The following is a 9,500-nucleotide window of genomic DNA, read 5'->3' on the forward strand; positions in this document are numbered from 1 at the left end:
AGCAAAACTAACGGACACCGAGCAGCTTGCCCGCCGCGGAGGGAAGTCGAGGTGAAACTTAATAAAATTTGGCTACTGGCAGAATTGCGGATATACAAATTATTTTAAGTAAGTTCTCAACTACTCAACTTTCACCAATCGCTTGGTTATAGTCTCGAATCCGATCTGCACCTGAACTTGATACAATCCAGCACTCAAGGTTTGTAGATTTACATTTCTGATAAATCCTCGCTCCTGATTTCCGCTTTCCTCAAAGACAAGCCGTCCTGCTGCATCAAACACTCGGATGCTGACTTCATTCGCCTGATTCAAGTCCACCTTAATATTGGTTTCCTTAGAGGCAGGGTTTGGATAGATAGTGACCTGATTGGCTCCAATCTCGCGTGTGATTCGAATCTCCCTCGAAATGCTCTGTCCTACCCGATCGATACTGCTTACCGAGATGCTGTATTCGTGGCGAAGTTCACCTTCACCAATCCAGATCACCTGATTGCCATCTAACTCAAAGTCTGCAGATGGATCCAGACGATATTCATGGATATCATCTGCTAAATCTTTGGTATCCAAAGTTCCAATCACCTGGCCTTTAGCCTGATTTTTATCGATTACCACATTGCTCATTGTGATATCCTGTGGCATCGGTTTATCTAGTACCAAGACATACATGCTGACGTTATACACTGGAATGATTCGATTCGTATTTAGCTGCTTTACTCTACCACTGATCTCATAAATGCCCGGCACAAGTGGATCGTAATCCTCCTCATTCCAGTCTACCATGATTTCCACGGTTTCCTCTTCCAACTCGTACAGTACGGTGTAATCCTTCAACTCCTTAAATGGAGTGTTCCAAGCTACCTGAACTATACCCGAAGGATCAATGGATTTGTTTTTGCCTTTCTGTGGCTGATGGATTACAATGCTTCCACCGGAAATCGAAGTTGATGCATCTGCATTATCCGAGCTTCCAAGCTGGTTGTCGTAAACAAGTTTGCCTGAAAGTGTTTCCCATATTTTTATTCTGAACTTATCTTTTTTCTTGCCATTTTTTTGATTTTCATCAATAGCAGATACCATAAATGAATAGCCGCTTTTCTGATTTATCCTTCCATTTCCTTTATAGATTGCCTTTTGGCCCGCTATAACTAGGGTCATGTCTTCATACGAGGAGCTATGAAAATTCAGATTTCCATTTCTGAACTGAAATTCGGTATTGCCGTCTACTTTTTGGCTTCCCTTTTTGTATTTGGCAACAAATCCAAAGTTTGCCCTTCCTTCTACATTTTTATCTAGTTGGTAGGCTCCTTTAGGTGACCAAATCCATCCTCCTCCAGTAATAAACCCTCCATTCGGATCGAAGATTACCGCCAAATCAGTTAGTCCGATGGTTTCATTTCCACAGGCATCTACCAAAACCAAACTAATCTGATAAACCCCTGGAGTAGAATACGTGTATTGGGCTGCGAAATCACCAAACGGAGCACTAAGCACAGTTTCTTGTCCATTATCCCAAATCCACTTGGCCTCCAAAACGTCACCGGATATATGAGCCGAGACAGAGATTGGATTATTGACCTGAATTGGATCTAAGGGACCAGAGATACTGATCACTTCGACTGGTTCATCGCATGGATCAGTGTTACAGGTTCCAAGAATTCCCGGATTGATCAGAGGATCGGTATCATCGCAATCCGTGTTATCCAAAACATAGCCCTCAGGAGCTACACAACTGAAAATAGGCTCTCCTTCACTATCCCCATATCCATCTCCATCTGCGTCGGGATAAAAAGCCAAGTCCGGCGCATCAGCATCGTCTACAATCCCGTTGCAATTGTTGTCCAAGCCATCACAAAGCTCCGGAGCAGCAGGATTAATCAGCGGATCAGTATCATCGCAATCCTGATTATTAGCTACATGGTCTTCGGGAGCTTCTCGGGCTAGAATTGGGGTTTTAGATCCATCTCCAAATCCATCGCCATCCATATCAGGATAATAATATTTCATTCCGCTGAGAGCTGGATCGTCAAAATCTACCAAGCCATTGCAATTATTGTCTTTACCATCCGGAATTTCTTCTGCCAATGGATTCACTGTAGGGTCTGAATCGTCACAGTCACCATTGTTGTCTACATGGCCTTCAGGTGCTTCGCAAGCATAAACAGGCTCGGCTTGACTGTCTCCAAACCCATCTCCATCCAGATCAGGATAATACGCAAAGTCAAAAACAATATCAGGATCTTCTGCATCTACCAACCCGTTGCAGTTGTTGTCTATTCCATCACAGAGTTCAGTAGCCTCTGGATTGATGCTTGAATCCGTATCATCACAATCATCATCATTTTCTGAATATCCTGCTGGACGGGTTAAGAAAAATTCCGGTTCAGATCCTTTGGCACCAAATCCATCCCCATCTTCATCAGGGTAAAAGGCATAAAGCACTTCAAATGTTGGATCATCTCCATCGATCAAACCATTGCAGTTATTGTCTTTTCCATCCAGGATTTCCTTTGCACTTGGATTTATAGCTAGGTCGGTATCATCACAGTCCAGATTGTTATCAACATAGCCCTCAGGAGCTACACAACTGAAAATAGGCTCTCCTTCACTATCCCCATATCCATCACCATCTGCGTCGGGATAGAAAGCCAAGTCAGGAGAGACCACATCATCGACAATGCCATTGCAGTTGTTGTCCAAGCCATCACAAAGTTCAGGAGCAGCCGGATTGATCAGCGGGTTGGTGTCATCGCAATCCTGATTATTGGCCACGCGTCCAGCAGGAGCTTCACAAGCGATTATTGGCGCAGAATTTCCGTCTCCAAATCCATCTCCATCCGCATCGATGTAAAAGGCAGTAGTACAGTCCTCATCACCATCCACAGTCACTGATTGTGTAGCTGTAGAGGTATTTCCTGCCTTATCAGTAGCCGTCCAAGTCACGATAGTTACCCCAACTGAGAAAATATCAGGAGCATCATTGGAAACACTTACACCTTCACAATTATCAGAAAATTCAGGTTGCCCGAGATTGACATTTGCTGCAAAGTTTCCACCACCTTCAATGCTTATAATTATATCAGCTGGTGCAGTAATTAAAGGTGGCTCAAGGTCATTGACGATAATCCTTTGGTAGAAGGTATAGTAATTCTGGTAATTGTTATAGGAAATAAAATAGTAGACAATAGTTTCTCCCACAGGGAAATAAGTGGGATTATCATTACCAAACCCGCCATTTATATAGTATTGCTCGTCAATTGAGGTTTCAGGAACGGCTACGATTAGTTCCTCCAAGCCTGTGATAATTGCCCCACACATTCCTTCAAAATTATCTCTAACCAATTCTGATGGAATTTGAAACTTTTGATTGTTCCCTTCAATCCTAACCTCTACTTCCTGGAAACCTACCCCCTTGTTTCCTTGAGTGTCGGTAACAGTCCAAGTAACCAGATTTATTCCGGTGATTAAATAAAAATTCAATGAACTTTTGACTACCGAAGCGATTCCGCAATTATCAGAAACTTGCGGTTCTCCAAGATCAACAGAATAAATACTTTCATAGGTAAACTCGTTATCCAAAACGATTACTTTCCTTTCAGGCGCTATAATGGTAGGTGGAATATCATCGATTAACAATGTGATATCCTGAATTTGAGAAGTCGAATTTCCATTTCCGTCATTGAAGATCCAAGTAATTTGATAGTCACCTGACGAAGTAATTGGGAAAATTGCTGTGCTTGTGGTTCCCTGAATTTGGCCTTTGCAGTTATCTGTGGCGGTAGGAATCTCCAAATCTCCAAAAGCTACACTGCAGGATTGTTCAATTTTAGGCAATACCGCCAAATTAGGTTCTGGGGCGACACCATCTGTCACAAAAATGTTTTGAGGTTTAGTTTTTAAAACCTCACCATTTGCCTCAAAAACCCATTGAATTGTTGTCTTACCGAGCTTTGTGATAGGGAACAAATTCAAATCAGTCGTACCCACAAGGGTTCCATAAATAGGATCTTCAGCGGTTGGAATTGGCAAATCCTCAAATTCCACCAAACACTCCTGCTGAAAATCAGGAATTGGATTCGTTAAAAAGGTGGTTTTTCTCTCATTCGAAACCGCTCGAAACAACTCATTGGAAAATATTGAGGAAAGAAAAGTTGCTGTTTCGCCAACCTGAGAATCCAATTGTTCCGACCCGCGATCTTTATCATTTCGGAGGGTAAGAATTAGGTTTTTTGTGGTAGGAGTCGGAAATAAACTCAATTCCAAATCATCTAACCCTACAGCAACAGTGTTTGTGTTTTCTCCAAATGGGCTGGTCCAATAATCATCAGTCTTATCGGCAGGTGTTCCATTGTCTGAATAAGTCCCTAGTGTAAAATTGGAAAGAATGTAATTTTCACTGACAACTGGATAGCTAAAACTTTTAAAATCCCCAAAATCAGTTTCAGAAAAATAGACTTTACCAAACTCGCTGCCTCCAATTTTTTCAAAAACCATAGGGTCAGGAATTGGCGTAACAGTCCAGGATTTGGTAGCAGGTGCATTTCCAATACTTTTGACTTCTATTTCAAGATTAATCGTTGCTCCTGGATTTGTGAACTCAGGGATTTCTTTTATAAAAACCGAGAGGGTGGGTTGGGAATTGATGGTTACTGATCTGCTTGTATTCACAGAATTTGGCGGGCAGGAAGTGGTCCAGCTTAATGTTGAATTTACAGTGAATATGCTATTGCTTTTAATCCCGAATTCAGGAACTGCAAATCGAATATCTACAGTTCGGCTTGAGTTGATCGCTTGATCATCCAATTGAATTTTTACCAATCCAGGTTGATTATCGATAATTGTCCCAATAGAAACAGAAGTAACATCCAAGTAACCAGGCACCCCATTGATACCGATAGGATCCGAAGCTATTTCTAAAATGGGTGACTTAATCACTGAGGGAGAAGTAGAAGAATTAGTCATTACCACTCTAAGTGTCGCGGTGGAATTTGCTGAATAAAAGGCTGATAAGAAATTTGATGAAATAGTTACTGTAGGACTATCAGGCACAATAGGCATTGGGTCTGAATCGCTCAATGAAAGGTTTATTGATTCTATTTCACCACCGTCAAATGACTTTCCTAGCACTCGGGCAAAAGCTACATTGTTAGCAATTTGACTAACACAAGGGTCATCTAGCTTTCCTTTCAATTCAACTTCTCCTATTTCTGTCACAGGAAGATTATTCTCAGGAAAAAACGATGAGACCAGTTTTGGTACATAAAAGACTACCCAAGTAACGGCTGCATTATCAGCCGGAGGATTATCAATGAAAGATTCCCATATTGAATTCCCATCCGGATTGAGAGAAAGTGGAAGCTTAGATATATCAACAGGAGGTGGATTAGTAGGGGTGTAGTTGGGATCTGTTGTGGTGGAATAAAAGATTAAGCCATTTGCATTGGTAGGCAAAAAAGCATTGGAGAATTCAGTTCCAATAGGGATTTTGTTGAAAAGCAAAATATTATTGAGCGCGACTAAGCCTGTGTTGGAGATTCTTAATAACCCGGAATAAGTTCCTCCAATTGGTACCGAAACATTAAGCAAGTCATTATTAGACGAAGAGATTTGGGAGAGGCCTAAATATCTTTCTCCCAAGGCAAAACTAAATGAAGGGGTTTCATTTATACCTAGGTTGACATTTCCCGAAGTAGACAAGGATAAATTTGGGTTTGCCCTGATGCCAATTTTACGTTCAAAGCTTTGTGGCGGATTTTCAAACTCAGCCTTCTCCTTAATTTTAGCATTAAAACTTCTATCCAGAGGGGTACCTGGAGTGATCACTGGTACATCCCAATAGATGGCCGGAAAACTTGTTACACTTCCTGCGGGAATAAAAGCTGGGTCAAAAACAGCCCCTTCACTGTGATTAATAAAATCCAATAGTTGAATTCCATTCCCCCCATCCTCAATCAATGGAATGATATTAGTCAAATCTTCGTAAATCCTAGCCTTGTAAACTGACTCGACTCCGAGTGTAGAATTTCCTGAAAATCGAAGACCAAATAAACCTGTACCTCCATAGTTTAGATATTTTGCGCCATTAAAAACAAGGAAATTATCATTCTGGGACAATTGATAATTAGGACTTGCAATTGAACTCACGGTGACCACGCTACTGGCAATCTGAGCAGCATTATCTGCCACAGCAAATGCCTGAGATTTAAACTGGGTTGCATTCAGTGTGCCTACTTTTATCCTAATTGTAGCTCTGCGAATAAATCCAATCCCGCTGTTAACATTGCCCAGATTCCAATAGACACTATTGGCTGGAATAGTTTTACCGGAAACAGTAAGTTGAGTACTCGTGTACAAGCCTCCATCTAGTGAACTGACAAATTGCAATTGATCATTTTGTTCGGGATAAGGTGCCTCGGGATGAACAGCAGTAGGATAAATCAAGTCTGCGGAGCCATTATCAGGTAATTTTATCCAAATCACCATGTTGGAAGCATTTTGATTTGAAACACTAGCTCTCACTTCATAAGTGAAGGTATTGCCGGAACTGAGGGATGCATTACTTCTTTCTAGCGAAATTCCCAGAGAAGCTTGAGCTCGAATTTCTGAAACTGGAAAAGTAATGAGTAATCCAAATGACAGAAGTATAAGGTAAAATGGTCTCATGAGCGTAAAGTTTGGTTTCTAAGAATTTTCAGAAAGACAAATCCCAAACCTCAGGGACAAAAAAAATCGGAAGTCAGTCGCTTAATAACTCTGTTAAAATCTAATGTGATTCGATTTGCTGAGATTTGCCTTTCTTTCTAAGCAAGTTGATATCTCGATTTCTAAAAAAAAATACCCCAAAAGTAGTATAAACGTCTAAATCCCAGGCTCCTCTCGCATCAGTGCAACGAGTCCAGCCAGGTTTCTTACTCCCAGTTTTCTAAAAATATTCTTTCGGTGGGTTTTAACCGTCAGTGGACTCAGGTGAAGCTTTTCCGCTATTTCATTACCTTCATATTGATTGATAATCAACTGAATGATATCTATCTCCCGATCTGATAGCCTGTAGTGACTTTTAAGCTTTTGATAAAATCCGGAAGGATTGGCCTCTTCGAATTTCTCTGGTGAAGTTTCCTGAAAGTAAAAGTTGCCATTTAGTATTTCATCTACCGCTTTGAGTAAAATCTGTAGCGAACTATCCTTACAGACATATCCGTGAGCACCCAGGTTTTGGCAAAGTTTCAAAGTTGATTCGGTCAAATACATACTTACTACCAAAACCTTGATCGCACAAAATTTGCGTTGGATGTAGGTTAAAAATTGAATGCCATCCATCACCGGCATATTCAAATCCAAAATCAAAAGATCTGCCTCTCCCCCCTCTTCAAAATAGTTTAATAGATCTTTTCCGTTTCTAAACCCTGAAAGCACTTTGAAATTTGGGTTTTTATTGAGGAGATTCTCTAAACCAGTTGAGAATAGTTCGTGGTCGTCCGCTATCAAAATTTTATAGAAGTTATCCATATTTCACTGCGTTAGCTTCGAGTGGAACCGTAACGATTACCGTTGTTCCGTGACCATTGACGTCAAATTGAATGTTTCCCTTTAGATACTTTACCCGCTTTCTCAGATTTCCAATGCCCAAACCTGTCGAAGCCTGTTGAAGCATTTCCTTTGGAATTCCCTTACCGTTATCAGAAACCATAAGCGTGACATTCTGATCCACTTCATCGAAGAAAACTTGCACATCTGCTTCTGAAGCTTCAGAATGCTTGATGATATTATTTAGCAATTCTTTGATGATCCTGAAGAGATTTATCTTGGTATCCAAAGAAAGAAATGGCAATTCCCCAATGTCATAATTTATTTTGAGCCTGTTTTGAGCCTTTACTAAAATCAAAACTTCGGATACCATTTCACTGAGCTTTCTATCACTTGCCTCCACAGGCATCAATTCGTGGGCAATAAAGCGAAGGTCCTTGCAGGCAATTTCGATCAATTTTTGGGCTTCTTCGATTGCCGCTTTCTTTTCATCAGAATTGAATATGTCACTCAACAGGCTTTCAACTTTAAGTTTAATCATCGCCAACAAACCTCCAAAATCGTCGTGAAGATCCTTGGCAATTCTTTGTCTTTCCGTTTCCTGAGCTTCAATAATATTTCTAGCATTAATTATTTCCTGTTCGCTTTTTTCGAAGACCAAACGCTCCCTTTCTTTTTTAATCTGATTGTATCGAGAAGTAAGTCCAAAAGTAAAAACCAAAACATTGGCCAATGATCCGAATATCAATCCATTTGGTTTCAAAGGATGCCAGTTGGTAACGCCCTGAAGATTGAGTAAGTAATTACTAAAACCAAAAAGCAGAACTGCAGATGCCGCTATGAAAAAATAAACCTGCTTGTCCTGCCGCTTTACTTGGGTAAGGGAAATCATTAAAACTATAGCCACATTAACCAACGCAAATACTTGCCCGGCCCAATTAATCCATTTATTCAATGAGTAATATTCCTGATAGAAAAGAGTAGATAAAACTAAGGCAGCAACTCCAAAAAGGAAAAAACTGTAATTTCTTGCATAGAAATGCCAAGTGAAATTATCTTTTTTCAAATCAAAAAATCGATAAATAAATAGAAGAAGGAAGAGTGACATAAGTAAGCTGAACAGCGGAATAATCACAGCTGATAAATCACCGAAGTACTTGCCATAAAACCATAGATGAAGAAACCCATCCTCCTCCAAAATCAAAATCAGACAGGAGAGTATATAGGCTCCAAAAGCGAGATACATCCGGTCTTTCAAATAAATCCAGAAGAAGATAGAAAATAGGGTGGCTAACAAAAGAATTCCTGTCACAGTCCCATAAATCGCCGTTCGGTGAATCTCGTATTCCCAATATTCATTTACAGAGTCCAAATAAAAGGGTATGTAGGTGTTCAATCCTCTACTGTCCACTTTTAGCAAAAAATGAAGTGTTTCCCCAGGTTCAAATTTCAGATTATATGAGGTAATTCTACTGTTAATATCTCGTTGATCACCCCCGTATTTAAAGCCAGAATATTGAGTATTTACCAATTCTCCCGATTGGGTAAAGGTGTACAAAATCCCCTCCCTAATTGCCGCCCCAACTGGACTGAAAATTAATTGGTTGATCTCATCAAGTCCATTTTCTAAAGAAAATCCAAACCACCAAATGGACTCGGTGTAACCCTTATTGAATACATATTGATTACCCAAAGGATTAAAATTGCCTTCTAAATAATCATAGAGACTTTGTTCTATTGAGCGTTCGGTTTTATCCTCTAAATAAAAAATGGAAGGTGCTATTAATAAATTTGATGGATTTTTAATTTGTGCTACATCTGGGCGGATTTTTTCTTGACAATATGAGTTCGTTATAAAAACAAAAAAGGCTAAAATTAGAATTGGAAGATTTGCCTTATTAACCCTAATTAAATTCATTTGATGCTGGAAAAAATGTATTCTCTAAGTTATCATATTCCTTGATTTTTGCAAATCAACA

Annotated in this window: 3 protein-coding genes; all 3 read right to left on the bottom strand. The window is 40.0% G+C overall.

Annotated elements, in window-relative coordinates:
* Positions 1-120 precede the first annotated feature (120 nt).
* Complete coding sequence (locus tag ACK4HU_RS14505) at positions 121-6,660, bottom strand: MopE-related protein (RefSeq protein WP_409807918.1); 6,540 nt, start codon at positions 6,658-6,660, stop codon at positions 121-123.
* A 195-nt stretch (positions 6,661-6,855) separates the two neighbouring features.
* The gene (locus tag ACK4HU_RS14510) at positions 6,856-7,503 is read right to left on the bottom strand and encodes a response regulator (protein ID WP_409807920.1); all 648 of its coding nucleotides are present in this window, start codon (positions 7,501-7,503) and stop codon (positions 6,856-6,858) included.
* Positions 7,496-9,439, bottom strand: coding sequence for a 7TM diverse intracellular signaling domain-containing protein (locus ACK4HU_RS14515; RefSeq protein ID WP_409807922.1), 1,944 nt, complete (start codon positions 9,437-9,439; stop codon positions 7,496-7,498). Before ACK4HU_RS14515 ends, ACK4HU_RS14510 begins: the two co-directional genes overlap by 8 nt.
* Between the last annotated feature and the right edge of the window lie 61 nt (positions 9,440-9,500).

The sequence above is a fragment of the Algoriphagus sp. genome (assembly GCF_046296635.1).
GTDB lineage: Bacteria > Bacteroidota > Bacteroidia > Cytophagales > Cyclobacteriaceae > Algoriphagus.